The 25,285-nt window shown below is 56.1% G+C and carries 21 protein-coding genes; 9 read left to right on the plus strand and 12 right to left on the minus strand.

Annotation, left to right across the window (positions count from 1 at the left end; all coding sequences use genetic code 11):
- The first annotated feature begins 4 nt into the window (after positions 1–4).
- Positions 5–1,093, plus strand: a complete 1,089-nt coding sequence (gene trpD, locus ACSPJT_RS18375) for an anthranilate phosphoribosyltransferase (RefSeq protein ID WP_435894022.1) — start codon at positions 5–7, stop codon at positions 1,091–1,093.
- 140 nt (positions 1,094–1,233) lie between these two features.
- A complete protein-coding gene (locus ACSPJT_RS18380; RefSeq protein WP_435894023.1) occupies positions 1,234–2,337 on the plus strand; it encodes an LOG family protein in 1,104 nt (367 codons plus the stop codon).
- Here ACSPJT_RS18380 and ACSPJT_RS18385 read toward each other — a convergent pair.
- The 3 genes from ACSPJT_RS18385 to gnd all read right to left on the minus strand — a co-directional run bounded on the left by ACSPJT_RS18385 (position 2,327) and on the right by gnd (position 5,456).
- Complete coding sequence (locus ACSPJT_RS18385; protein WP_435894024.1) at positions 2,327–3,133, minus strand: hypothetical protein; 807 nt, start codon at positions 3,131–3,133, stop codon at positions 2,327–2,329. The two genes, ACSPJT_RS18380 and ACSPJT_RS18385, sit on opposite strands and share 11 nt — an antisense overlap.
- A 169-nt stretch (positions 3,134–3,302) precedes the next feature.
- Positions 3,303–3,755, minus strand: coding sequence for an IS200/IS605 family transposase (gene tnpA, locus ACSPJT_RS18390; protein WP_435894025.1), 453 nt, complete (start codon positions 3,753–3,755; stop codon positions 3,303–3,305).
- Between the two features lie 270 nt (positions 3,756–4,025).
- Positions 4,026–5,456 (minus strand): decarboxylating NADP(+)-dependent phosphogluconate dehydrogenase, encoded by a 1,431-nt coding sequence (gene gnd, locus ACSPJT_RS18395; RefSeq protein WP_435894026.1) that lies wholly within the window; start codon positions 5,454–5,456, stop codon positions 4,026–4,028.
- A gap of 303 nt (positions 5,457–5,759) precedes the next feature.
- On the opposite strand from gnd, the gene ACSPJT_RS18400 reads away from it, so the two are divergent.
- Positions 5,760–7,034: a reverse transcriptase family protein gene (locus ACSPJT_RS18400; RefSeq protein WP_435894027.1), complete on the plus strand. Its 1,275-nt coding sequence runs from the start codon at positions 5,760–5,762 to the stop codon at positions 7,032–7,034.
- Positions 7,035–7,113: 79 nt separating this feature from the next.
- On the opposite strand, the gene recQ is transcribed toward ACSPJT_RS18400, so the two are convergent.
- The gene (gene recQ, locus ACSPJT_RS18405) at positions 7,114–9,318 is read right to left on the minus strand and encodes a DNA helicase RecQ (RefSeq protein WP_435894028.1); all 2,205 of its coding nucleotides are present in this window, start codon (positions 9,316–9,318) and stop codon (positions 7,114–7,116) included.
- 110 nt (positions 9,319–9,428) lie between these two features.
- Between recQ and pgsA the strand changes: the two genes are divergently transcribed.
- Positions 9,429–10,016: a CDP-diacylglycerol--glycerol-3-phosphate 3-phosphatidyltransferase gene (pgsA, locus tag ACSPJT_RS18410; protein WP_435894029.1), complete on the plus strand. Its 588-nt coding sequence runs from the start codon at positions 9,429–9,431 to the stop codon at positions 10,014–10,016.
- Positions 10,017–10,051: 35 nt separating this feature from the next.
- Positions 10,052–11,191, plus strand: a complete 1,140-nt coding sequence (gene nagA, locus ACSPJT_RS18415) for an N-acetylglucosamine-6-phosphate deacetylase (RefSeq protein WP_435894030.1) — start codon at positions 10,052–10,054, stop codon at positions 11,189–11,191.
- An 89-nt stretch (positions 11,192–11,280) separates the two neighbouring features.
- Here the strand turns inward: nagA and hemB are convergent, their stop codons facing one another.
- The 5 genes from hemB to ACSPJT_RS18440 all read right to left on the minus strand — a co-directional run bounded on the left by hemB (position 11,281) and on the right by ACSPJT_RS18440 (position 15,675).
- Complete coding sequence (gene hemB / locus ACSPJT_RS18420; RefSeq protein WP_435894031.1) at positions 11,281–12,255, minus strand: porphobilinogen synthase; 975 nt, start codon at positions 12,253–12,255, stop codon at positions 11,281–11,283.
- 26 nt (positions 12,256–12,281) lie between these two features.
- Entirely contained in the window at positions 12,282–12,674 is a 393-nt protein-coding gene (locus ACSPJT_RS18425) for a type II toxin-antitoxin system death-on-curing family toxin (RefSeq protein WP_435894032.1), read from the minus strand.
- Positions 12,675–12,680: 6 nt separating this feature from the next.
- Entirely contained in the window at positions 12,681–12,908 is a 228-nt protein-coding gene (locus ACSPJT_RS18430) for an AbrB/MazE/SpoVT family DNA-binding domain-containing protein (protein WP_435894033.1), read from the minus strand.
- Positions 12,909–12,998: 90 nt separating this feature from the next.
- Positions 12,999–14,402 carry a cysteine--tRNA ligase gene (cysS, locus tag ACSPJT_RS18435; protein ID WP_435894034.1) on the minus strand — a complete coding sequence of 468 codons (1,404 nt, stop codon included), beginning with the start codon at positions 14,400–14,402 and terminating at the stop codon, positions 12,999–13,001.
- Positions 14,395–15,675: a mechanosensitive ion channel family protein gene (locus ACSPJT_RS18440; RefSeq protein WP_435894035.1), complete on the minus strand. Its 1,281-nt coding sequence runs from the start codon at positions 15,673–15,675 to the stop codon at positions 14,395–14,397. The genes cysS and ACSPJT_RS18440 overlap by 8 nt, the downstream gene beginning before the upstream one ends.
- Before the next feature lie 210 nt (positions 15,676–15,885).
- Between ACSPJT_RS18440 and ACSPJT_RS18445 the strand changes: the two genes are divergently transcribed.
- The 3 genes from ACSPJT_RS18445 (at position 15,886) to ACSPJT_RS18455 (ending at position 23,261) form a co-directional block, all read left to right on the plus strand.
- On the plus strand, positions 15,886–16,692 hold the full coding sequence (locus tag ACSPJT_RS18445; RefSeq protein ID WP_435894036.1) for a PEP-CTERM sorting domain-containing protein: 807 nt from the start codon (positions 15,886–15,888) through the stop codon (positions 16,690–16,692).
- Positions 16,693–16,782: 90 nt separating this feature from the next.
- Positions 16,783–18,618, plus strand: a complete 1,836-nt coding sequence (locus ACSPJT_RS18450; protein ID WP_435894037.1) for a sialate O-acetylesterase — start codon at positions 16,783–16,785, stop codon at positions 18,616–18,618.
- 218 nt (positions 18,619–18,836) lie between these two features.
- The gene (locus ACSPJT_RS18455) at positions 18,837–23,261 is read left to right on the plus strand and encodes a polysaccharide lyase family 8 super-sandwich domain-containing protein (RefSeq protein ID WP_435894038.1); all 4,425 of its coding nucleotides are present in this window, start codon (positions 18,837–18,839) and stop codon (positions 23,259–23,261) included.
- Positions 23,262–23,295: 34 nt separating this feature from the next.
- Here ACSPJT_RS18455 and ACSPJT_RS18460 read toward each other — a convergent pair whose 3' ends face one another.
- Positions 23,296–23,577: a hypothetical protein gene (locus ACSPJT_RS18460; RefSeq protein WP_435894039.1), complete on the minus strand. Its 282-nt coding sequence runs from the start codon at positions 23,575–23,577 to the stop codon at positions 23,296–23,298.
- Here ACSPJT_RS18460 and ACSPJT_RS18465 point away from each other — a divergent pair.
- Positions 23,562–23,822, plus strand: a complete 261-nt coding sequence (locus ACSPJT_RS18465; RefSeq protein ID WP_435894040.1) for a hypothetical protein — start codon at positions 23,562–23,564, stop codon at positions 23,820–23,822. The two genes, ACSPJT_RS18460 and ACSPJT_RS18465, sit on opposite strands and share 16 nt — an antisense overlap.
- Positions 23,823–23,874: 52 nt before the next feature.
- Here the strand turns inward: ACSPJT_RS18465 and ACSPJT_RS18470 are convergent, their stop codons facing one another.
- On the minus strand, positions 23,875–24,540 hold the full coding sequence (locus ACSPJT_RS18470; RefSeq protein WP_435894041.1) for a PEP-CTERM sorting domain-containing protein: 666 nt from the start codon (positions 24,538–24,540) through the stop codon (positions 23,875–23,877).
- A gap of 31 nt (positions 24,541–24,571) precedes the next feature.
- Complete coding sequence (locus tag ACSPJT_RS18475) at positions 24,572–25,264, minus strand: PEP-CTERM sorting domain-containing protein (protein ID WP_435894042.1); 693 nt, start codon at positions 25,262–25,264, stop codon at positions 24,572–24,574.
- Positions 25,265–25,285 lie beyond the last annotated feature (21 nt).

Here is a 25,285-nt window from a genome sequence, read left to right on the forward strand (position 1 = left end):
GGTCATGTCTGAGAAAGATGACTATGTTGGCACCGATATGGACGCACTGATCCAACATGTGGAAAACGGCACGGAGCTCAGCTCACGCGAGATTGATGTGGCAGCTGAGATGCTGCTGGATGCCGAGGTTTGTGATGAGAAAAAAGCCAGGTTCTTGAAGGCTCTCTCACAAAAGGGCGAGACTCCGGCCGAGATCGCCGGATTTGTCGAAGCCTTCCTTGAACGCGCCGTGGATCCCGGTGTTTCCGGCATGGAACTGGACGGCCCCACGATCGATGTCTGCGGAACCGGCGGAGACAAGCTCAACATGTTCAACGTTTCCACCACCAGCATGTTTGTCATTGCGGCAGGCGGTGCGGTGGTCGTGAAACACGGTAATCGTGGCATCACCTCCAAAAGTGGCGGCGCCGATGTGCTTGAAGCTCTCGGCATCAATATCGAACACTCGCCAGAAGACTTCAGAAAATGTCTCGAGCATGCCGGAGTCGGCTTTCTTTTTGCTCCAAAATATCACCCCGCATTCAAAGCCGTGGGCCCAGTGCGCGCCACCTTGGCCAAAGAGGGGATTCGAACGATTTTCAACCTCATCGGGCCTTTGTTGAATCCAGCCAGACCGGAATGCCAGTTGGTAGGCGTCTGTGATCCTGACCTTGATTCTGCCTACGCCGATATCCTCCAACGCCTAGGTCGCGACAGTGCGTGGGTAGTTCACGGGATGACTGCCGACGGTGGCCCAGTCGATGAGGTGAGCCTGTTAGGGCCAACTCGAATTTGCAAAGCCGGAAGCTATCAATCACTGGTGGATGAAGAAGTGACACCGGACGATTTCGGATTTTCCGCCTGTAAGGTAGAAGACCTTCGTGGTGGAGACGCTGAAGTGAATGCCGGAATTCTAACCGATATTCTCAGTGGTCGTGAAACCGGACCCAAGCGTGAGATGGTGCTGCTCAATGCCGGCGCCGGACTTGCCTGCGCGGGTCTTGCCGATTCGTTAGGCGATGCCGTCACCTTGGCCGCAGAGTTGATTGACTCTGGGCAGGCTCTTGAACGCCTCCATAAGCTGCAAGCGATTAGCAAAGAACTCAGCGCCTAACGACTGCTCAACGTCGTTCTATTGACCGTTGTTGTTCGATGGCGGAATAAATAGAATAATTTTAGCGGCACAATCCTCATATCCATGTAGTATGTGTCGTTGCTTTCCTAGCAGCACGAAGATTTAAACTAACAGACAATATGAGTTCACACGTAAAACCATCCGACATGCCGAAGGACAGAGACTTCACCGGTGGCATGATCCACTCCGAATCTTGCTCCTACATCGGCTCCACAGGTGAGAAGAAATTGGATGAGCAAATTCTTAAACTTGCCAATGAAGTGGCATCCAGTGGTAAGGAAAGTTGTCTGTTAGCCGAGATGATGATTTCCGCCGTGCGTATTTCGCGTGGGGCTGTAACGGATGGCGATTTCAAAACCATCAATCGCGCAGTGAAGGAAATGCGCATCGCCAACGAGGTCTTTTACCCCTACCGCGATTGCCGAAAAGTTGCCGTCTTTGGCTCCGCACGTACCGATCCGGAAGAGCCCGAATACAAAGCTGCGGTCGAATTCACCGAGAAGATGCGTGAAGCCGGATTCATGACGATCACCGGCGCCGGTCCGGGAATTATGGCAGCAGGTAACGAGGGCGCTGGGCGTGAGGACAGCTTCGGACTCAACATCAATTTACCCTTCGAAGCCGCAGCCAATGCTTTCATCGCAGGGGATGAGAAACTGGTCGATTTTAACTTCTTCTTTACCCGTAAGCTTTCCTTCGTCAAAGAGTCCGATGCTGTAGCCGCCTTCCCTGGAGGGTTCGGCACCATGGATGAAATTTTCGAAACCCTGACACTGATTCAGACCGGTAAAGCAGCGATCTATCCACTGGTGTTGATCGATGCCAAAGGTGGCAAGTATTGGAAATTCTGGCAGCAGTTTGTGGTTGAGCATCTCAGCCGCCTGAAGCTGATCTCTGAGGATGATTTCTCTCTCTACAAAGTCACCGATGATGTTGACGAGGCCATTGAGGAAATCACCCGCTTTTATTCTAATTTCCACTCATACCGCTACTGCGGTGATCGTTTGGTGATCCGTATGCAGGAGAAGCTCACCGAGGCGAAGATGAAAAAAATCCGCAAAGAGTTCGCTGACATCGTCAAAAGCGGTGACTTCGAACAAGGGGGACCTCTGCCAGCCGAAAGCGGCGATGAGAAAATCCAAGATCTACCACGTCTGATCTTCCGCCACCGCCGCCGCAATTTCGGCCGCCTCCGTCAGTTGATCGACATGATCAACGAGTAGGACGCTGTGAAGGTCGAGCTGGCTGGTTGTGTGGTGGACGCACTACAGGTGGCGATACCGGTGGGCTCTGTGGTGATTGTGGATCCGGCCAAGTCGTGGTTCCGGCTGGTATGGCTGGACGATTTCGGCTTGGATGGGAGCGAGGGGGCGCAGGATGCCGAGAGTGAGATGGTTCCACCACGATCACTTGTTGTGGTGGGCAATCTTGTTGAGAGCTAATTTCGTTAGTGCGCTGGACGATCTGGTCTTGGTTACTTTTTAAAGCGGCTAGCTCTCTCTGTAGTCGTGCCAAATCATTGGCATGTTTACGTTCCAGATCCACTTTGCGCCACGTGAAATAGCGCTGTTCATACTGTTGGATGGGAGCAAGAAGTTCGCTGCTACGTTCTGAGAGTTTGCTGATTTGTTCTGAAAGCTCCTTTGGCAGAATCACAAAAACTGCCAACTCAGTCATTGCCTGCCCCTTGAGCTTACAGTCGAGCGCAACGGTTAGCAATCGGTCAGGCGACTCTCCGGCTTTACACATTTCTGTGACGGTCTCCAGCTCGTCGCGGTAATTGAAAATCGACTGATACAGAGCTTTGTGACCAGGGCTAAGGCCCCAGTTTTTCCCCGCCGATGCAGCGCGGAAATCGCGAGCGAGTTTGTTAGTTGCTGCGTGGAGAATACCCGCCTTTTCCTTCAAAATCTGAGGCGATGGAGTATCATCTGCGACGTCAGGCTCAGCGTGGACGTGCGGTTGAGATACAAAACAGAAAATGACCGTGGACAGCAGGGTAGGTAGAATTTTACGCATGACTTTGGTTGAGTTATAGGATTGGACGAGGCTGGACTTTCTTTTATTCAACATACGATGCTTTTCTCATTTCCCCAACGGGGAAATTCATACCAGCTTGGGGAGCATCCCCAAGAATGGTATGCGAGTGATGAGCGTTGGCTGAAGGCCAACTTCATAGGTTCCACCATTAATCCCAAACATACCGTTCATCGAACTCGATTCCATATTTCCCCAAAAACGCCCGGAACTCGTCTTGAAAAGTTTGTTTCCGATGGTGCTCCTCCTGCTTGGAAATGTAGGTAATCAACGCGTCAAGATGTGAGGCGCTCACCGAGAAAGCACCGTAACCAGTTTGCCAATGGAATGCGTCGTATTTGGCGTCTTGTTTTTTGATCCAGACCGTCGAGGTGCGTTTGATGTGTCCCACAAAGTGACTGAGGTCTGAGGTTCTTGGCTGGCGCAATGCCAGATGGACATGGTCTTTCACTCCGCCCACGCGATAACACTCCCAACCTTCATCACGCGCGGTGGTGGCGAGGTAGGCGTGGAGTTTTGGTTGGATTTGTGCATCGATCCATTCATGGCGGTCTTTGGTGCTGAAGATGAGGTGGATGATGACCTTGGATAACGATTGGGGCATTTGTTATTTTTATCAGAGGTTCACAAGGGTGACCATTGGGAAATGCGCGGCCTATGAAGTTGGCCTTCAGCCAACGGATACATGGATCGTTCAGACCTGGGGATGCTCCCCAGGCTGGTATGAGTTTCCCCTTTGGGGAAATGACTGCGGATTGTGGACGCACAAAAAATGGCGAAACGGACGGTGCCGTTTCGCCATGAAATGTTGGAGTCGGTTGACGGTGTCGCGTTTCTAACCGACCACCGCCTACTTACTACTGTCCACTGAACCCTAGCTGATCAGATCAGGCCAGTCTTCGGTGTGGAAGAACTCGCCTTCTGGTTTGTCGGTGCGCTCGTAGGTGTGGGCACCGAAGAAGTCGCGCTGGGCTTGCAGCAGGTTGGCTGGCAGGCGCTCGGCGCGGTAGGCATCGTAGTAGGCAAGGGAACCACCGAAGGATGGAACTGGGATGCCGTTGGTCGCGGCGAGGGCGACGACCTCACGCCAGTCGCTCTGACCTTGGTTGAGGATGTCGGTGAAGAACGGAGCGAGCATCAGGTTGGTCGGTGGGGTGTCGGCGGTGTAGGCTTCGGTAATGCGGTTCAGGAAGCGAGCACGGATGATGCAGCCACCACGCCAGATCTTAGCGATCTCGCCGAGGTTGAGGTCCCAGCCTTTGTCGGCGCCGACTTTGGAAATGAGGTCGAGGCCCTGCGCGTAGGAAACGATCTTGGAGGCATAGAGTGCGTTGCGAACTTTCTTCACCAGGTCTTCTTTGCTCATGGTGAGATCGAAGTCCCAGTTGCTAGGTCCTTGGAGGATGCCGGAGGCAACTTTGCGTTGGTCGCGCATGGAGGAAAGGATGCGGGCTTCAACAGAACCGGCGATGGTGGAAAATGGAACGGCTTGCTCCACAGATCCCATCACGGTCCATCGGCCGGTGCCTTTCTGGCCGGCTTTGTCGACGATCAGATCGACGATGTCTTTTCCGGTCTCCGGATCTTTTTGTTTGAAGATGTTTGCGGTGATCTCGATCAGGAAGGACTCAAGGTCGCCCTCATTCCAATCGGCGAAAATGTCAGCCAGTTCTTCGTTAGAAAATCCTGCGGCTTTGAAAATATTGTAGGCTTCGCAGATTAGCTGCATGTCGCCGTATTCGATGCCGTTGTGCACCATCTTGACGAAGTGGCCTGCGCCGCCTTCACCGATGTGAACCACGCATGGCTCGCCGTCGACCTTGGCTGAGATGCTTTCGAAAATGGGCTTCATCACTTCCCAAGTGGACTCAGGTCCGCCGGGCATGATGGATGGGCCTTTGAGGGCGCCTTCTTCACCACCGGAAACACCGGCTCCGATGAAGCGCATGCCGGCTTCGGCGCAGTATTTATCGCGACGCTCGGTATCGGTGTAGAGCGAGTTGCCGCCGTCGATGATGATGTCGCCTTTGTCGAGAAGGGGGATGAGAGATTCGATCACGGCATCCACAGGACCACCGGCTTTTACCATGATCTGGATCTTGCGAGGGGAGGCGAGGCTGTCGACAAATTCTTCGAGGGTTTCGCATCCGACCAGTTTTTTGTCAGGGTTTTCTGCGATGAATTCCTCCATGGTGGAGGTGGTGCGGTTGTAAACAGATACTTGAAAGCCACGGCTTTCGACGTTCAGGACGAGGTTTTGTCCCATTACAGCGAGGCCAATCAGGCCAAAGTCAGATTTTTCCATAAATGTTGAGTTGGTTGAGGGCGCATTATTCACGGGCGACGACATGAAGCAATGCGAACTTGCGTCAGAATAGGCTAGAGATTGCGCAATTACGGGCTAAAAACGGAGATAACAAGTCGCACCGGAGCCAAGACTGGTGGAAACGGAGATCCCAGATGATCGAATCCGCCTCTCTGGGGTAACCCCAGGGGATTGTATAGCTGATACACGACGCAGCCAAGGGCTCGTCCCACTGCCATGGGAGAATCCCTTGGCCCTACAGGATAGGTTGGCTCCGGTGTCGATTTTGTTTTTTGACCGACGATGCGTGGCGAGACGATAGCCGAGATTCTGCTGAGCGGACCTTTTGAAAAGGGGCCGATGTCTCAGCGGCTGAAAATCTCACTCAATGCGGCGCGGTTCACCAATAAGCTGGTGGAGAGGATTCTGGAAAACTTCGGCAGCGGCAGCAGACCGTCGGTTCGCAAGCTGGGCGAGTGGATTGAGGACGATAAGAAGTTTCAGAAGAAATGCCGGAAAGGCTGGAGTGATCATGTCACCGAGATGCTACCGGCGGAAATGGCACCGGACATGCGCGTAGCAGCGGAGTGGAAGGTGCCGACGATTACCACCACCGGGAACCTGGCTCACTGGCTGGATCTTCCTGTTAGTCAGATCGACTGGTATGCAGGGGCCTACGGTGCCGTGGCGGCGGATTCCAAATTATCACATTACACGGTTGGTGTTGTTAGAAAGCAGTCGGGAGGGTGTCGGATTCTGGAAAAGCCGAAGTGGCAGATGAAACAAGCGCAACGCCATATTCTGCACGGCATCCTCGATCGCATTCCTCCGCACCCAAGCTCGCATGGGTTTCAAAAACATCGGTCCATTCTAACATATGTTAGACCACACGTTGGCAAACGCACGGTGATCAAGTTTGATCTAAAAAACTACTTTCTGAGCATCGAGAAATCACGCGTGCGCGCGCTGTTCCATATGGCAGGTTATCCGCCGACAGTTTCCACAGCACTGGCGGGTCTCTGCACACACCGATTGGAAATAGCCGACGTGCCACGCTCCGTTTCCGATCGCTGGAAATTCACCGTGCCGCATTTACCGCAGGGTGCCCCGAGTTCACCGGCGTTGGCGGATCGCTTGTTGTTCCGGCTGGACCTGCGCTTGCATGGCCTGGCTGAAAAGATGGGGCTGAACTACACCCGCTACGCCGATGATCTGGCATTTTCAACGGATGAAAAAGAGTTCCGTGGCAAACGGATCGAGGCCTTTGTTAGGTTGGTCGGGTCCATCATCGGAGAGGAAGGGTTTTCCCTGAATACCAAGAAAACGCGTGTGATGTTTCATTCCCAGCGGCAACGTCTGGCAGGTCTGGTGATCAACCAGCGTGCGAATGTCGAGCGTTCGGTCTATGATCAACTACGTGCCATCATACACCGGTGCATTCAGCACGGCCCAGAGCATGAAAACCGTGAGGGGCACCCAGCCTTCTTGGATCACCTGCAGGGCAGGGTGGAGTTTGTGCGATCTACCAATCCGACACGAGGGGAGAAGTTACAAGCGATGTTAGACAGGGTAGGGTAGCTTTGTAAGCTGCCGACAACCCTTGGAATAATCAACCCAAGCACGACGCACTCACCAAGTTTGCCGGCAGCTTACAAAGCTACCCTACTTTTTGCATCATCGCGCGGATGATCTTGGCTTCACCGTAGCCTAACTTATCACCAGCCGCCTCGATCACCGGAGCAAGCGCATCCATGCCGTGCTCGGCGAAAAGTTCCTGGCAGAGGGTGATCTGCGCATCGGTCACATAAGTTTTCACATCAATGTCCTCACCTGTCTCGATCAGTTTGGCAATGTGGCTCTCGATAGTCGACTGCGCCAGCTCCCGCTGTTGGGCAATGTCCTCAATGCTGTGGCCCTTCTTCACCAAGGCATGGGTAACCAGAGTCGTGGCAGACGGGCCGCGTTTGATCGTCTCTTTACGTGGTGCCGGAGCGCTGGGGAGAGCTTGCTTTTCATTCACCGCATCCGGGTGTTGTTTCAGATAGGTAGCAACAGCTGTTAGAAATGTTTCCGCGTATTTCTCACACTTGTTCTGACCAATGCCGTGCAGTTGCAGCATTTCCTCCTCACTCTCAGGCATGGTGGCGGCGATGGAGCGAAGGGATCGATCTGAGAAGACCACATACGGTGGCACCGAGGCTGCATCGGCAACTTCCTTGCGCAGGACGCGCAGGAGCTCGAAAAGTCCTTCATGGCACTCGATTTGCACGGCCTGACCGCTGCGACGCTGGTTCACCTTTTCCGGCTCCACTCGGGTGTCTTCGTTGATGTGGAATTTCTCCCGACCAAACATCACCTCAGTGCCCGCCTGTGTGATCTGCGGCACGGGGAATTGATCGCGCGATTGCTGAAGTTTTCCTTCCGCCATCAGCGCATCTAACAATGACCGCCAATAGCTTTTGGGCCGATCCTTGCCCACACCGTAGGTTTTCAGTTCATTGTGTTCAAACTGTCGAATCTTCGCCGTGTTCGCTCCACAAACGATATCGCAGATGTGAATGGCACCGAATTTCCCTCCGGTGCGGGCAACCGCGGACAAGAGCATCTGCGCCTGCCGGGTGGCATCGACGCGCTGGAAATTGCCGGTGCAGTAGTCGCAGCCACCACAGGATTCCTCCTGATAGTTTTCATTGAAATAGTTGAGCAAACTCCGTCGGCGACAGCTGGGCACGGAGGCGAATCGTTCCATCGCCCTGAGCAGGTCACTTGAGCGTTGTCGCTCCGCTTGATCTGCGATGTCATCGATAAATCGGCGAACCTTGACGGCATCGCCAGGGGCGTAAAGCAGCATGCAGTGAGACGGTTCGCCATCACGTCCGGCCCGACCGGTTTCCTGATAGTAGCTCTCGATATTCTTTGGCAGATCACCGTGGATCACATAGCGCACGTCCGCCTTGTCCACGCCCATGCCAAAGGCGACCGTGGCGACCATGACATTGATATCATCGCGGATAAACGCGTCTTGAATCCGCGACCGATCCTCCGCTTCCATGCCCGCATGATAGGCGGCGGCATTGATGCCATTGGCCTTTAAAAGCTCCGCCGTGGACTCGACACTTTTCCGCGAGGTGCGGTAGATGATGCCGTTCTGGTTAGGCCGTTTGCGAATGAACTCCACCAGTTGTATTTCCCAATCTTTTTTCGCCCTGACCTCGTAGAACAGATTAGTCCGGTCAAACGACGCCCGCACCTTCACCGCGCTTTGAAGCCCCAGCCGTTTTTCAATATCCTCCGCCACCTTCTCGGTAGCGGTCGCGGTGAACGCGCCCACCGGTGTATTAGGAAAGAGCTCACGCAGCCGACTCAGGAAAAGATAATCCGGTCGGAAATCATGCCCCCACTCGGAAATACAGTGCGCCTCGTCGATGGCAAAAAAGCTCGGTGCCTTCCGCGCATTCTGCCGCAAGGTGTCGGCAAAGCCCGGCAGCGCCAATCGCTCCGGTGCGAGATAAAGCAAATCCAGAGCACCCGCCCGATACGCGCTCTCCACCGCCGCCGCCTCCTGATGGCTTAGCGTGCTATTCAAATACGCGGCCTTGATTCCATTCGCATTCGCCGCATCCACCTGATCCTTCATCAGCGCGATCAGCGGACTAACCACCACCGCCGTGCCTTCTAACATATGAGCCGGAAGTTGATAGCACAGCGACTTGCCACCACCCGTAGGCATCACCCCAAAGACATCCTTCCCAGCCAGCAGCCCTTCCACCAACCCTCGCTGATGCGGCCTGAACTCACGGAATCCATAGAGCTTTTGCAAAATATCATCAAGCGCCTGAGGGGGTGACTGAGTGCTGTTCATGAGAACATTTATAACTTTGTGGCAATTCGAGTCAATGGGGAAATTGGAATTGCCCCAGATGAAGGCTTGCGGGCGTGGTATGATCCGCTAGAAATGGAGGAAGCCTGTCCATGAATCTTCCCAATACCATCACCCTTTTCCGCCTTGTCCTGACTGCGATCTTTTGTGCGGCGGCATCATCAGAAGGTGTGACAGGTTATGCCATCGCTCTAACTGCCTTTGTTCTGGGAGCGATCTCCGATTGGCTCGACGGCTATCTCGCGCGGAAAATGAACTTGGTGACATCGCTAGGGAAACTGCTCGATCCTCTGGCCGATAAAATCCTCGTCTGCTCTGGCTTTGTCTACCTCTCGGCCAAGGGGCTCTGTCCGGTCTGGGTGACTGCGCTGATTATTTGTCGCGAGTTTCTGGTCACGGGTATTCGACAGATTGCAGTGGAAAAGGGGACGGTCATCGCGGCGGACGGACTTGGAAAGTGGAAGACCACCTTCCAACTCACCTTCATCATCACGGCTCTGGTTTATCTAACATTTGAGACAATCACATCGGACAATGCGGTGGTAAAATTCCTGCAATATCTCTCCGATAAAGATCATTGGCTGTTCCCTCTTTCACTGTGGCCGGCTGTGGCACTCACTGTGATCTCCGGCCTGTCCTATTTCTGGAAATCCAGAGACATGATTCTTGATAAAGACTGAGCCGCCCTTCAAGGTGTTGATCAACACGAGAGATTATGAAAACTCTGATCACCAACGCCCATGTTATCTCGCCGGATGTAGAAGTCGAAGGCGCTACTATTGAAATCACCAACGGAAAAATCGCCTGGGTCCACCTGCCGGGAGACGATCTTCCTGAGGCCGATGAAGTGATCGACGCCGGAGGCCGCTACGTCATGCCTGGCTTTGTCGATATCCACGCGCACGGAGCCGATCACAAGGACGTTTGCGACAACGATGTCGAAAGCATCCGCCACATTGCCAAGACGAAACTGGGCGAAGGTGTCACCACCTGGCTACCAACCACGCTCACCCAGCCACAGGATTTGTTAGAAGAGATCGCCGCGAAATGTGCCGAATACATGGAAAACCAGGAGTTCGCCAAAACTCCCGGTCTGCACGTCGAAGGCCCGTTCATTAACAAAGCCAACGCCGGTGCTCAAAATCCCCAATTCGTGCGCGAACCAAACTGGGATGAACTGAAACGCATCCACGAAATTGCCCCCGCCAAGGTGTTCTCCATCGCTCCCGACATGCCCGGTGCCTGCGAATGCATTCGCGAGGCCAAGGCCGCCGGCATTAGCGCCTCCGCCGCCCACACTTCTTCCACCTACGAGCAAGTCATGGCCGCCAAGGAGGCCGGACTGACTCATCTCACCCACTTCGGCAATGCCATGACCGGACTGCACCATCGTGAAATCGGCGTGGTAGGCTCTGGTTTGTTAGATCCGGATTTAAAAATCGAGTTGATCTGCGACGGCATCCACCTCGCACCAGATTTTCTTAAGCTGGTGTTCTCGGTGAAACCCATCGAACAGCTCATCATGATCACCGACTCCATGGCCGGCTCATGGATCGGCAAGGGCGAAGTCAAACTTGGCGGACTGGACGTGGTCGTCGACAACGGCGAAGCCCGACTCAAAGAAGGCGGCGCGCTCGCCGGAAGTATCCTGCTCTACAACGACGGTGTCAAACTCATCGCCGAACTCACCGACCTGCCGCTGCATCAAATTGTCAAAGCGACATCGTGGAACCAAGCGCAGTCACTAGGCCTCGACGACATCGGAAAAATCGAACCCGGCTTCTGCGCGGACCTTGTGATCCTGGATAAGGATTTCAGTGTCTGGAAGACGCTGGTGGATGGGGTGGCAAAGTAGGACAAGTTTGCAACTTGTCGGCAACCTTTGGAATAATCAACCCAAGCACGATGATTTCGCAAAGCCAGCCGACAGCTTACAAAGCTGTCCTACTTTAGCCAGCTTGCAGCATCCTTGGCGAAGTAAGTTAAGATGATATCTGCTCCGGCGCGTTTGATGCCTGTTAGGGACTCTAACACGATGGCTTTTTCGTCTAGCCAGCCGTCTTGGCTGGCGGATTTGATCATGAGGTATTCGCCGCTGACTTGGTAGGCGGCCACTGGCAGGGTAGTGGTTTCGCGCATCTGGGCGATGATGTCGAGGTAGGGGCCGGCGGGTTTGACCATGAGGATGTCGGCGCCTTCTTCTTCGTCTAACAAAATTTCGCGGATCGCTTCGCGGGCGTTGGCGGGGTCCATTTGGTAGGTTTTTTTATCGCCTGCTTTGGGTGCCGATTCGAGGGCTCCGCGGAAGGGGCCGTAGAAGGCGGAGGCGTATTTGGCGGTGTAGGCCATGATGGAGACGTTTTCGTGGTCTTCCAGATCGAGTGACTCGCGGATGGCTTCCACCCGACCGTCCATCATGTCGCTGGGCGATACCATGTCGGCTCCGGCACGGGCGTGGCTGAGGGCTTGCTGGCAGAGCACCTCGACGGTTTCATCGTTGAGTATTTCCAGATCGTCGCCGTTTTTTCTAACAATACCATCGTGACCGTCCGAGTTGTAGGGATCGAGCGCGACGTCGGTAATCACGCAGAGGCCGGGGTGGGCGGCTTTGAGGGCTTTGATCGCGCGGGGCACAAGTCCATCGTCGTTATAACTTTCCTCGGCACGTGGAGTTTTCAGATGTTCCGCAATGGCGGGAAAAAGAACCACCGCCGGAACGCCGAGCGCGTAGGCCTCGCCAGCTTCCTTGACCAAGCCGTCAATCGACCAGCGGGTGCAGCCGGGCATGGAGTCGATGGCTTCGTTGACGTCTTTGTCGTGAACAAAAAGCGGGTAGATAAAATCGGAGGCCGAGAGAGTGGTCTCGCGCACAAGGGCACGGACAGCGGGAGATTTTCTATTTCTGCGCGGACGGATCATGGTTTCTTGGATTGGAATGTTGAAAATTAGTGGGTGTCTAACAAGAGGCGGAGTCGCTCGGTGGTGAGGGCGCGATCGATGGCGGATGAGGCGACGTCGATGACGAGGCGTTCCCACTCTGATGAGTCGGGTTTTGGAGAGACGCCGTTGATTTTGAGAAATACGAGGCAGGTAGCGAGTGCGACGCGTTTGTTGCCATCGACAAAGGGGTGGTTGTTGCAGAGGTAATACAGGTAGGCCGCTGCGATCTCAACTGGATCGGTCATGATGGGAGCTCCGCCGAACGTGGCTCGCGGAGCGGCGAGGGCACTTTCGAGCAGATTCATCTCACGGATGCCATCGCTGCCGCCGTCCTTGGCCAGCACCGCTTGATGGATGCGGAGGATCTGCTCAAGGCTGGGGTGGATGGTGTTTCCCATGGACCTTTAGCTGAGCTTTTCGAGGGTGTCGGAGTAGTCTTCGAGCACCTCCTTGAGCACGCCGTCGAAGGTGGCATTGTCCACTGTACCCACCTCGGGCGTCATGGTGATCGTGCCGCCGCTGTGCACGGTGATGTTCACCTTGTCACCCTCCTTGAGGTTGGCGAGCTCGAGCAGGGCGGAATCAAGGATGATGCCACGCGAGTTGCCGATCTTGGTGATGGTCTTGATCATGTTGTAACAATGTATTACGGGGGGCGCTTTGTCAAGGAGGGAGGGGAGTGGGGGGCTTGGGTTGTTGATGGACAGGAATGTCCATCCTCCTTACAGCTTACTGACCTCATAGCCGTCTGGGCTGTCTTTGATGGTCCAGCCGAGGGCGGTGATTTGGTCGCGCAGGGCATCGGAGGCGGCCCAGTCTTTGTTTTGCTTGGCGGCCAGGCGTTGGTCGGCGAGGTCTTTGACTTCGGCGGGGATGTCGGAGCCCGTGTCTTCGGTGGACGGGAGTTCGAGGCCGAGGGCGTTGAGGATGGCATCGAAGGCGGCGAGGTTGGCGGCGGCTTCTTTGCCTTCTAACTTCTGGGCGGCTTTGAGGCCGGAGAAGAGGTGGCCTAACGCCGCCGGGGTGTTGAGGTCTCGGTTGAGGGAGTCCCAGGCGGGTTGGAAGAGGTGGAAGTCTTGTGCTTGGCTTGGCGACTGAGAGTCGCCGCCACCTAGGGCCTCGCGGCCTTTCGCTAGTTTCGCGAGGGCTTCTTTGGCGGCGTGCAGGGAGTCCAGGGTGAAGTTCAGCTGTTTGCGGTAGTGGCCGGAGATGAGCACGTAGCGCACTTCCATGGCGGTGTGGCCTTTGGCTTCGAGATCGTCGATGGTATAGAGGTTTCCTAACGATTTCGACATCTTGCCGCCGTCGACCATCAGGTGGGTGATGTGAAACCAGTGGGCGGCGAAGTTGCCACCGCAGGAGCACTGGCTCTGGGCGATTTCGTTTTCGTGGTGCGGGAAAACGAGGTCGACACCCCCGGAGTGGAGGTCGAAGTCCTCGCCGAGGTACTCCTTGATCATGGCGGAGCACTCGAGGTGCCAGCCGGGTCGGCCGTCGCCCCAGGGGGAGCTCCAGAAGTTCTCGCCGTCTTCCGCTTTCCGTGACTTCCACAGCACGAAGTCGGCGATGGAGTCTTTTTCATACTCATCGGCGTCGGCGCGCTGGTTCTGGGTCTTGCCGAGATCGAGCTCGCGGGTGTCGAGGTGGGAGAGTTTGCCGTAGTCGGGGAATGAGGCGACCTTGAAGTAGACCGAGCCGTCATCGGAGGCATAGGCGTGGCCTTTTTCGATCAACTGCTCGATCATGGCGATCTGCTGGGGGATGTGCTCGATGGCGCTGGGCTCGATGTGCGGCGGTAGGCAGCCGAGCACGGTGCAGTCGGTGTGGAATTTTTCGGTCCATCCGGCGGTGAAGTCTTTCAGTGTTTTTCCGGCTGCTTGGGAGTCGCGGATGGTTTTGTCGTCGACATCGGTGATGTTTCTAACATGTAGAGTTTTCATGCCGCCGGTTTCGAGCACACGACGGAAGACATCGTGCATGACGAAGGTGCGGAAGTTGCCGATGTGGGCCGGACCGTAAACGGTGGGGCCGCAGCAGTAGAAGCGGAAGGTTTCGCCGTCGAGGGGGGTGAGTTCGCGTTGGCTGCGAGTCAGAGTATCGAAAAGGGTCATGGTTTGACTAGGCATGGGTCAGTTGTTGGAATGAATGATCGCTGGGGCTTTGGAATGCTCTCAGTCCGAACTCGGGGAGCACGGCTAGGAAGTGATCGAAGATGTCGGATTGGATGTCTTCGTATTTGGCCCAGGCGTTGTCGTTGGTAAAGGTGTAGAGTTCGATGGGGACGCCGTGTTGGGTGGGTTGGAGCTGGCGCACGATCAGGGTTTGGTCTTGGGAAATCTTCGGGTGGTTTTTTAAATACTCAAGCATGTAGGCGCGGAAGGTGCCTAAATTTGTCAGTGCGCGGGAGTTGACCGGACTGGTGAAATCGTCTTTGGCGTGTTGGGTGTTCCACTCGGCGAGTTCCTTTTCCTTGCGCTCAAGATATGGTTTGAGAAGACGGATGTTGTGCATTTTTTCTAACATCGAGTCGTCTAGCAGCTGGACCGTGGACATGTCGATACCCACCGAGCGTTTGATGCGGCGGACTCCGCTGGCGCTCATGCCTCGCCAGTTTTTGAAGCTGTCGGAGATGAGGGCGTAGGTGGGGAGGGTGGTGATGGTTTTGTCCCAGTTGCGCACCTTGACGGTGGTGAGCGCGACTTCGAGCACTTCGCCATCGGCTCCGAACTTGGGCATTTCGATCCAGTCACCGCGCGCGACCATTCTGTTTGCCGATAGCTGGATGCCGGCGACGAGCCCCAGGATGGAGTCCTTGAAGATCAGCATCATGATCGCGGTCATGGCACCGAGGCCGGAGAAGATGAGCACTGGGGATTTCCCAATGAGGGAGGAGACGATTAAAATGATCGCGGCCAGCAGCAGGATGATCTTGATGACTTGAAGGAAACCTTTGATCGGCAGTTCGCGAGAGACATCGAATCGGCGATAGATGCGTTCGACGATGTTGAGCACGGAATTGATCGAGAGAAACGATAGGATAATGATGAATATCTTCGCCGTGATTTCGATGAATGAGGAAAATTCCAGACTGCCTTCATCCAGAGTAACGATAGCCATCGGAGCGGCCTTGAGGATGATGACTGCCGGAATCAACATGGAGATCCAGGTGGAAAGCTTGCTCTTGAGGATCTCGTCGTCCCAGGTGTTTTCGGTTTTTTTCACCACCTTGGTCACAATGCGCATCAGCACCTTGCGGATGACGAAGAAGGCCAGGAATGCGGTAAGCAGGACGGCGGCAAACAGAATCCCGTCGACGACAAGGCGCATCAGCCAGTCGAGCTCTGCATGTGTGTCTTCTCCAAAGAGAAAGTAGGAGAGTTTATCGTGCCAAGTATTCATCGGGCACTGCCTTGCCATAGCGGGCGGAATGACGCAAGGGGAATGCTGAGCCTCCGTCCGGCGCAGGCAATAATTGGCTGACCGAATGTTCTGCTGGATACCTAAGGGAGCCAGTTGATATGTCAAAAAATGGATTCACTCCCACTATACGTAGTAGCAAACTACGAGAAACCACGTTCAGAATCACCTGAGCAATATCCACACAATCCAATGAAATCCCTATTCACATCCCTATGCCTCGCGGCATCCCTCACCAGCACTCACGGCGCTCTGGTTTCAGGCTGGTCATTCTCTCAAGGTTCACCAAACGGTTCAAACTTCGGCACCTCTAGCCCAACCATCGGAACGGGTGCCGATTTCAGTGCCGATGGTGTCGGTATCTTTGCCGTCACGCCCTCTTATACTCTCGCCAACACGGGAGACACCCTCACCTTGAGCGGAAGCGGAACCTTTGATTTCACCAATGCCGATGATGCGGCCTCTGGTGCTGATGCATTCCGCATGGGCCTCTTCAATGTCAATGGATCAGCTAATACCGCAAACTGGCTCGGGGTGCTGGGCACCACTTCCCATGGAACCACTGGCACCGGAAAGCTTTTCAATCGCTTGGATAACCTAGACAATTCTACGGCTGAATTCGCCTCTGGCAATGGAACTGCCTCACTCGACACCGGCGTTTCATCAAATGTCGCCCCCAGTTCTGGTGTCCTTAGGGAAACTAACTTCAATTATGACCTCGCGATCGAACGCTTGGGAGACGACTCACTCGATGTTTCCTTTACATTTTTGAACGAATCGGATGGAGGACTTACCTACGAATTGAACCTGAGCGGCAACATCGCTGCTGGCGACGTCACCACCTATACTTTCGACCGCGTCGGATTTCTCTCCACTGGTCAAATGGATGCCAGCACGGTGCAGCTCAACAACGTAGACGTGACCTTCGTCCCTGAACCATCCAGCGCAGTCCTCTTTGGTCTCGCCGGTCTCGGCCTGCTCCTTCGCCGTCACCGCTAAGGAAGGCAAGATAAATTCTAATTCCATGCCAGAGGGGAAATCCTCTCTGGCATTTTTGTCTCTCTCGATAAAATTTAAACCTCAAAGCCCGTGAAAACCCTCCTCTCAGCCCTCCTCGCCGTTATCACAAGCAGCGCCCACGCGGGAGTCTGGGCACACTACAGCTTTGACACCGATTTTACTGACTCGTCAGCCAATGCCCGCCACGGCAGCCTGACCGATGTTGGAACGACAGGAAACTCCGCCATCACCACAACCGCCGGCACCTACAAATTCGGAGGTGGCGCCATGGTCTTCAGCGCAGACCGCGACTACATCGCCATTCCTTCAAAAACTTTCTCCAGCGGCGCTCCCTATACCATCGCCTTCTGGGCCAAGCGCGACTCTGCATCCCACGCCTATGATATGGTAATTGGGGAAAGGGGGAACACCAAGTTCTTCATTGGACTTAACAACAATGATCTCCTCCGCTGGCGCAGCGCCGACGAGAACCAGAATCCGGTGCCCGACCACCGCCAACACGACTTCCCCTCAACCGCGGACACCGATTGGCATCACCACGCTATCGTGGCCAGCGGCACCGGCAGCAGTAGTGTGCTGAGCTACTACCGAGACGGCCAGCACGTCGAAACCGTCACCGGCAAATCCCTTGGCTTCATCCTCGACACTATCGGCGAGGCCTACGACACCAGCCTCGACCTCGACTTCGCAGGACTCATCGATGAAGTCTGGATCCTCGACCACGCAGCCGACGCCGAAACGATTGCCAATCTACACGAGTTCAATCAATTGACCGCCGTCGACCCCTCGGTCACCCGAGTGCACACCATCCTCATCGGCGGTCAGTCCAATGCCGACGGACGCGGCAATCCCGCCCACCTTCCCACCAGCCCGGTCAACCTCCAACAACCTCAAGACGACGTCGATTTTATCTACCGCATTCGCAACGACACCTCATCCACCACCACAACTCTGCGACCCGGCACATCATTTAGCAACGGCTTCGGTCCCGCCATCGTGCTCGGCCGACGGCTCGCCGATCTCTACGCCTTGGAACCCAACACCCGCGTCGCCATCATCAAATACGCCAACGGCGGCACCAACCTGCACACCCAGTGGAAGGGAGGTGGCGATGCAACCACCGCCGGAGACGGAACGGAATACCAGATATTCCAAACCACCGTCACCGACGGTCTCGCCCACCTCGCAGCCAAATACCCCAACGCCACCACAACCCTCGACGCTATGCTGTGGGTCCAGGGAGAAAGCGACGCCAAGACCGGGCATGCCGCGAGTTACCAGACCAACCTCACCAATTTCATAGCCGACATCCGTCTCACCTACGGCACCCACCTGCCGTTCATTATCTCCCGCCTTTCCGACCAGCAAACCGATATCGGATCCGCCGATCTAGACACCGTGCAGCAGGCCCAGGACAATGTCGAAGCCGCGGATCATCGCACGGCCATCATCAATACAGATACCTTCGGAATGGATAGCGACGACCTCCACTTCAACGCCGCCGGGCAACAGGCCATCGGCAGCGCCGCCGCAGAACAATCCTCCTACGCGATCTGGATGACCGAAACCTTCACCTCCACCCAAATCGACAACGGTAACGCCGAACCAGGTCACGACGTCGATAACGATGGTAAATCCAACCTCGAAGAATTCCTGCAGCTTTCCGATCCCTTGAGCAATACCTCCCAGTCCCAACCTTGGGTGACCCTGCCGACCCCTAGCACCCCCACACTGAACCACAACAGCTCGAGCCTGCGCCTTTACCTTGTGCAGAAATACGACGCAACAACGATGCAGTGGGGGACCTTCTCACCAGAAACCCGTGGCGACGGCAGTGTCAGGACTTACAATATCGCCAACCCTGACAACCGAGGCATCTACCGAGTTATCAGCTCTCTACCCTAGACGGTCCGATCACACAATTAGCTGCCACATATCTGCATGGGGAGAACTTTCTAGCGGTATGAACGGAGCGATTCACCGCACGCCCTCATCTATGATGGCTGGACGCTCGACTTCACCCTAGATATTTTCTCCACTGCCTCTCACTGTTTAGACTCTCGATCTTAACCTTTGGTCATACGAAAAAAGCCGAGTTGTGAGCCAACGCATCATTCTCTAACATGAAATTTCTAAAGCTTCTCATTCTCATAGCTCTCCTTCTTGCTGGTTACTTTCTCTACCCCTATCTGCCATTCGGAAAACCAGCGTCAGGCTCCGAGGCCACCGAAGAATCACTTCGCCCCATCCCTCCCGCTCTCGAACTTGATGACGAGTCATCCATACAACAGCTCCCGTCACCCATCCTGCAGGGCGGGGGACCCATTCGCATCACTAAGGCTCTCGAAGGTGCTGCCGAAAAAGTCATCACCGACGACTCCCAGCGCCCTTGGGTAACCCTCGGATCGAGCAAACTCGCCAAACCCGTAAGCCTAGACAAAAACCACACCTACCTCGTCATCTCCGCCCCCGAGCAAGGCAAATGGTTTGGCCTCGTCGGCAAAGGCAGTCGCAACTGGAACAACTTCGTCCAGTTCACCCATGCCAAGGACGGCAGGATCATCTTTCGCTCCGAGAACCGGGCTGGAGCTGTGTCGACCGCAACCCTCAAACCCGATCAAGCACCCGCAGCTGATACTCCGTGGCTGATCGAGTTCCACCCTGAAAACGGTCGGTCGAACATCTTCATCAACGGCAGCCCCGTCGGATCCATCAACGCCGCCGTCGATTTCTGGCACTTCGGCTACGGCTACCCAGGCGTGGCACGACTCACCGGCCCACTCGGCGAACTCCGCAGCTACGAAGCACTCGCCTCAGAGCAATCGGTGGAAATCCGACAGCGCCTCATGGCATGGTGGGGCATTTCACAAGACAACGCCTTTTCTAACAATCATCGCCAATCACCCGCCAAAATCAGCGCCAACCAGCGCACCGCAACCAGCGGCGAACTCACCCTCCAGGCGACATCCGCAGACGCGGACATCTGGATCGGCTCCAACGAAAGCTCCCTCCCAGTAATCGACTCCCTTCCCGCTGGATACACCTCCTCCTACGGCCGCGAATGGCATCTAACATCCAAGCCCGACACTCAGTCCACCGGCCACTTCTCCTTCCAGCAAGAAGACACACTCTCCACCGACTTCCTCGGCAAAAACGGCTTCTACGCCCTGCTGCACCGCGAAAACGAAAACAACAACTGGCGCGAAGTCGCCGCCACCAGTGCCACGGAAAAAGGGGTCATCAGTTTCCCCGCCATTGCTCTAACAAGCGGCATCTACCGCCTCGCTATCGCCCAGGGCGAACCCTATCAACAAAACCCCGGCCGCATTGCCATCAACGGAAAAACCATCGGCGACACCATCACCGTGCAAGCCGGCGACCACTTGCAACTCCAAAGCACCGGAGCTCTATCCGGACAAAATCTAGTCCTAACAGAAACTCAAACAGGAGCCATGTGGTTCGACGGCCCAGCCGAAAAGCTCGACCTCTCCCTCTTCGCCCTGCGCACCCGCACCTCCACCTTCCGCGCCCACTTCTCCACTGCCAAGGGAGCCATCTCCGGCGACCACACCTTCACAATCAACATGGCTGATTCAACCCTCTACCCAGGACTGCTCGCCCAAATCATCCGGCGCGATAACTGGGACGCCATCGATGCCACCCAGCCGCCAAAAATCCCCGCCATCACCTGGCCAGAAAACTTCCCCCGCGCGCACAAGGACTACCCCGCCTTCCGCACCGCCGAATCCATCAAAACCCCGCCACTCGACGATGTCACCAAACCCTGGTGGACCGCCCCCAACTACTTCCACATCCCTCTACCAAACCTAACAATCGCCACCACACCCGAGACCATCATTGCCCGCAAGGCTTACCACCAGTATCCCCTCGGCGACATCAGCAAGCACTACCCGGTGCACATCCAGATCAGCGGCAAAATCCTCTTGGGAAAGCCCGGCAAAACCCACTTCCGACTAAACTCCAACCTCCCCGGAAAACTCACCATCGCGGACCAGCCCACCACCGATCTCTCCAAGGAAATCATCCTCTCCACCGACACACCCACTAACGCCCCCATCACTCTAACATTCGCAAATTCCACCGAACTCCCGCAGCTCGAATGCACCTTCGAATGGAAACGCCCAGGCGACAGCGAGTTCACCCCCGTGCCTGGATCCGCGCTCGTCCACACAGTCGATCCCAATCGCGAAAACGCCCTGGCCGCGATCACGAACAACTTCGCCCACCGCAAAGCCAAAATCACCCACTTCAAAGACGACAGCACAGCCATCACCCTGCTCGATACCCTTTACCCAGCCGACAGCACCACACCGGACGCCAACGCTCTAACAAAGCTCATCGAAAACCGCGACATGGTGCACAAAGTCATCATACCCATTGCCGACGCCTTCCTCGGCGGTCGCACCCTTCACGGCTCACCCCGCGCCGCCCAAGCCGTCTTCGATCTCATCGCCGCCCGCTCCCAGTTCATCCGCGAAAACAGAGACCAACTCAAGGTCAGCGGATTCGGCAAAACGGACGGCGGTAACATGCGCTTCTACGAGCAACTCCGCTCCTTCCTCGCGCTCTGCGAAAACCACCCGCTCTATCAGACCCGCTCGCTCAACATCCGCGCCGAGCTTTCCCAGTATGCCATCGCCACCTGTCTCTCGCGCTCGTTTTTCTCGGAATCCCACCACGGCGCCAACGACGGCTACAGCGACGACCACAACCTCATGATCAACTTCTGGCGCGCCGCCTCCTGCCTCGACAATCCCTACGCCTGGGACGCCGCCGCCTGTCTCCAAGACTCCCAGTTCCGCTTCGCCAAAGGAACCCAAGAAAGCCTCTCATCCGACGGCCTGTTCACCTTCCACAATGTCAACGGCCGCCAGCTCCACCCGCTCGGCTACGGCACCTCCTGGTATAACCGCGTCGTCCGACGCCCCGCCAACGCATCGCCCTGGGAATTCACCCCAGAGCAATACCGCCGCCTTGCCCAATACCTGCTCGCCATCGAGTGGATCTACTACAAGGGCACCTACTGCTGGGGCGCCAACGGCCGCCACAACCACCACCGCGGAACCGCCAACTGGCTCGCAAGTGCAGCCGCCAACCTGCTCAAACGCCCGGAGGAAACCATGCACCCGCAGACCCGCAGCGAGCTCCAGGCACTCCACGACCGGGTCAAAGCAAATGCCGATAACTCCATCCAAGGACACCGCTTTTTCTACCGCTCCCTCTTCACCGTGCACCGCCATCAGGACTTCTACATCGACGTCAAAATGACCTCACCGTGCGTAGGCGGCATCGAGAGCTTCGCCGGCCAGATCCCCTGGAACATGTCCTTTGGCGACGGCGTCACCACCTTCATGCGCACCGGCGACGAGTTCAAAACCATCCACCCCCACAACGGCCCGAATGCCGCCTACGGCATCGCCGCCGGATACTACGGCAAACGTAAAAGCGGACAGCTGCACAATTTCGCAGACCCGCCGCTCTGGCTCTTCCGCGCCCTGCCCGGCACCACCAAGCTCGACTTCGAAACCTACCGCCCCGACCGCTACCGGCGCGGACGCGGCACCACCGCCGGCGGCGTCTCGGATGGCACCCTCGGTCACTCCGCCTTCACCTTCGACTACATCCACCACGGCGCCAAAGCCCACAAGTTCTACGCCTTCACCGACGACGGCCTCGCCGTGCTCAACACCGGCATCACCGCCACGCGCGAAAAAACTCCAGAGGACACCACAGTGCGCTCTAACATTAACCAGTGCGACTGGAAATCCGACATCCGCATCATCGCCCAGGACGGAAAAATCACCACCATTTCCCTCAGCAGCGACAAGCACGACATCACCCTGCCGCTCAACCAACGCTACTGGATCGAGCAAAACGGCATCGGCTACCTCATCCTGCCAACCGGTGCTGAAGCTGGCCCTAACAAGCCAGGCACACTCCGCCTCCAAGCACTGACCCGCACCCCCTACACCCCCGTGCCGGGACTGAAATACACCGACGAACACAAGGAAATGATCCGCAAAGCCGTCAAACCCGGCTACCAGGGAAAAATCTTCCACCTCTGGATCGACCACGGCCGCCAAGTCAAGGACGCCAGCTGTGCCTACTTCGTCTGCATGCGCGCGGACAAAGTCGACGCCACCACATGGCTGAAATCCCCACCCATCACCGTGCTCTCTAACACCGAAAGCATCCAGGCCCTCACCGACACCCGAGACCACACCACCCACGCCTTCTTCCGCCAGCCGGGCGAACTCAAAAGCACCCCCGGCGAGCTCCTGATCAAATCAGAAACCCCCGCCGCCATCATGTGGCGACCCGCCACCAAGTCCATCACTGTGCAAGACCCCCGCGCCGCGTGCACCAGCAACCCCAAGGAAATGACCGACGCCATCAAACTCACCCTGGGTGCCGGTCTTGGAGAATCACAAATCACAAATCACCAATTACAAATCAATCTCCCCGGCACCAACGACCCAGACGACCGCTTCCGCGGCCGCCCAGTCACCCAAAAAATCCACCCCTAGTGGTTCGCGCTCAGGAAATTCTAACCGAAGACTACTAATCCCGAAAGCTCTCGTGGCTACGTAATGAGGTGTGGCCTGGCACGCGATACTGGCGGCGGAGTTTTTGCAGGCCTTCTTCAAGCGCGGTGCGGTCGGCTTGGTAGGCGGGGTCCGTGTAGCGGCTGTGAAGCTCGTCAGGGTCGGCCTGCGGGAGTGACTTGGCATTGAGTGGATCTGTGCCGGAGGAGAACTCGGCTTTGCCTTTGTTGCTTAAACCATCACCGTCCGAGTGGTGTTCGCCATGCCGGAAAGGTCTCCTCAGTGTTCGGCTTCCCAATCATCGGCCAGGCCGTCGAGATCGGAGTCGGCGATGGGCTGCACGCTTTCCCAGGTTTCGCCGAAGCGGACTTCGTCGGCCTCGAACGCGGTGTTGCCTCTGAACTGATAACCGGAGAAGGCGAAGTTGCCAGTGGTCGAGCGGCTGGGCGTGACCCGCGATGCGCCGTTTTCGCTTCGCCTAACAAGGGAGCGATTGACCGGTCGAAAAAAGAAGACAAAAAAGGCGAAACGCGGCAGCGATGATGATGCATCACGGCTACCGCAATTCCGCCTTCGGACTTAATCAATAGTCAGTCTACTTGCGGCGGCGCAGGATCAGCGCAAGCCCACCGAGACCAAGCAGCGCAGCGCTGGAAGGTTCAGGGATGGCTTCGATACCGACGCCTTTGACGATGCTGCGGTAGTCGGCGTTTGCAGAAAGGAGTTGCGACACGTCGACCGTTGCTGTTGTGGTGCTGTCGACGGTGCCAAGAAGAACTCTTTCCATTCTCGTTCCGCTAACTTCATCTCCGATCTGTGTTCCGTCACCGTAAAAATAAGCACCGAAACCGCCGCCGTCGAGACCTAAGCGGATACCCCAGAATTGTCCGTCACTGACCACATAATAACCGTAGATGTTGTATGATGTGCCGAGATTCAACCCGCTGATGCTGACTGCCAAGTCAGGAACATTGGGTTCTTCGCTGCCATTTTTACTCTGCGCAACCCATACGTAGTCCTCGAGGGCGTTGCCTTCAGGCGTTCCTACTCCAGCGTCCGCAAAGGCACCGGGGGTAGCGAAGCCCCACTGATTATCGGTGGCATTGCTCGCTGCATTACTGGTGGAGAGCGCAGGGGTGGTGGAGGTGGTGAAGCCGTCTTTGGTTTCATCGAATTTCAACACCGAGATAGCGGCGTGGCTAGCCAGTGGTGCCGCGCCGAAAGCAACGGCGAGGGCTGTGGCCATTATTGTATATTTCATGGTTTTGTTATTTGGTTGGGTTGGTGATTTTTTACGAACGACGGCGGCGCAAGATTAGCGCAAGACCACCGAGACCGAGCAGCGCAGCGCTGGATGGCTCAGGAACGGCTTCGATGCCGACCCCCTTGATGAATCCGCGCGTTCCGGCTCCGGGACCGATGTCATCGAAATTGACGTCGACCGTGGAACTGCCCAGGGTCGACTGGCCGAGATAGACGCGGCGTAGAAACGAAAAGGTGGTTCCAGCCCCCCCGTTGCTCGAGTCCAAGACTTCACCATCAGCTGCTGTGTAAGTGGTAAACGAGGCATCCGTGCCCAGCTTTATTTGCATGCCCCAGTTGTCAGAGGGGCCGTTGCTGCTGAGGTAATAGCCATAGACGTTATAGAGGGTGCCGGTATCCAGTCCGCTGATTGAGGTGGTGAGAATCGGGTTATCTTCGCCACCGGGGTTGTCGCCGCGGGAAACCCATACTTGACCGGACAAGCTCGTGGTTTCTCCAGTTCCGTCGCCAGACCCCAAGAGTGCCTGATTATTGGTGCTGCTGAAGCCCCACAAGTTGTCCTTGTCGCCAGCGGGGGTGGCAGTATTCAGACTGGGGGTGGTGGCCGTGAAGCCGTCCGCATTGCCACCGTTGATGGACAATACCGTAATTACAGCGTGGCTAGCCAGTGGTGCCGCGCCGAAAGCAACGGCGAGGGCTGTGGTCATTATTGTTTTTTTCATGGTTTGCTTGTTGGGTTTGAA

This window comes from Oceaniferula spumae (assembly GCF_042849255.1).
GTDB lineage: Bacteria > Verrucomicrobiota > Verrucomicrobiia > Verrucomicrobiales > Akkermansiaceae > Oceaniferula > Oceaniferula spumae.